Below are 1,586 nucleotides of genomic sequence, written 5' to 3' on the forward strand. Positions count from 1 at the left end.
TAGGCGGGCGGCGGTCTCTGCCTCAGCGCTCGATTGGTAGCGATCCCGAAGCGCCAGCGTTGCTTTGTACTCTGCCTCGGTCAGCAGAGAGACCAGCGTGTACAAATCCAGTGCGTGCTTCTCGCCGTAGCGCTTTATTTCGTCGTCCTTCTGGTCGTTCAACGCGAAGAGCTTCATCATCAGGAACGCGTAGGTTGGCGGTAGGTAGACCATTCCAGTGAACGTCTCGCCGCTCGTGCGCTCGCCGGTCAGTTCAAGTAGCTCGGCTCCATCCTCGATGGCAAGGGCTTCGTCGGTGCGGTGCGCGTGCAGACCGACCGAGGGATGCGGCTTCACTCGGCGTGCATCGAACTTCAGGTGTGGGTAGACTGCTGGGTCGGGCGTGCGCGTGAGCAAGTCCACCTTGATGTCCCACACGATACCGTCCAGCGTGAACTTCCGGGCGAACTGGTAGTTCTGCGCCGAGGGAATTACCGTAAAGCCCAAGCGATCCAGCGCCGCCCGCAGAGGCCGCAGGCGCTCCGAGTCGGCGATAAGCTCCGTGCGAAGGAAGAGGTCAAGGTCGTTGGTGGCACGGAGCGGCGGTGTGAGGTCGAGAAGCCGTGGCGCATCCCTTGCCATAGTTGCCTCCTGCTTCAGGTACAGCCCGTAGCCACCGCCGAGGAGCAGAGGGACATCGGCGTCGCGCAGCTCGTAGAGCAGATCGAGTAGAGTTGCCCTGAGTGGGTCGGTCACTTCGCCAGAATCCTCTCGCGCACTTGACCTGCACTCTGCCGCAGCCGCTCGTCACCATCGCGCATCTCCAGATAGGTCTGGAGGGGCGAGGCGAAGCCCTCGCGGGCATCGAAGAAAGCGGCCTGGTCGCTCGTCTCCAGCACCTCCAGACTTGGAAAGCGGTTAGTCTCAGTCGCCTCAATCCCTACCATCAGCCTCTCCAGCGAGCTGGTATAGACCCGTAGCGTGTTCTCCATCGCTAGGGCCGCGTAGCGCGTCGCCGAGCCCACTCCTGTTCGCACCACGGGCACGCCCCGGCTCTGGAGCGCCTCAAAGCTCACGTCGGCTTTTCCCAGAAAGCGCGCGGTGATCTTGGGCTGAGCAAACTCCCGCTCCAGCTTCTCTAGCAGGCGCTCGGGCTCCAGTAGGCGGATCGTCCCACTCGCACGGCCCACCAGAAGCTGCGCCTCCAGCTCCTTAAGTACTTTGGAAACCGTCCCCGGCGAGAGCTCCCCACCGCGAGTGACGATCTCCTCGCCGATCTGCCCGACGCTGACAAACTCGGGCTGAAGCAGAAACGCCCGCGCCACCAGTGAGCTTGCCCCTCGAAAAACGTTCTTAATGGGCGCATTGCTCTTGAAGCGATTGGGAAAGCCGGTACGAAAGACATAGAGACTCCCCGGCACGGTGAGCACGGCGTTGCCGCAGAGATCCAGCCCACTGACGCCCTCTCGCTCCAGTCCCAGCAAACGCTCCTCCGAGAGATAGGGCACTACGACCAGCGGCAACACCCCAGCCTCACGGGCTGACTTGCGAGCCTGCATCAGTGCCAGCTCGATCTGCTGTGGTGTCCCGGCTCGCTTGTACTCCGT

Annotated in this window: 2 protein-coding genes; both read right to left on the minus strand. The window is 62.6% G+C overall.

All coding sequences use genetic code 11. The features are described from left to right. The coding region (locus ACH2EH_RS12495; protein ID WP_395142128.1) for a hypothetical protein at positions 1 to 735 on the minus strand (735 nt) is incomplete at its 3' end. After that, on the minus strand, positions 732 to 1,586 hold an 855-nt coding region (locus ACH2EH_RS12500), incomplete at its 5' end, for a hypothetical protein (protein ID WP_395142130.1). The genes ACH2EH_RS12500 and ACH2EH_RS12495, both read right to left, overlap by 4 nt.

This window comes from Armatimonas sp. (genome assembly GCF_043760365.1).
Taxonomy (GTDB): Bacteria; Armatimonadota; Armatimonadia; order Armatimonadales; family Armatimonadaceae; genus Armatimonas.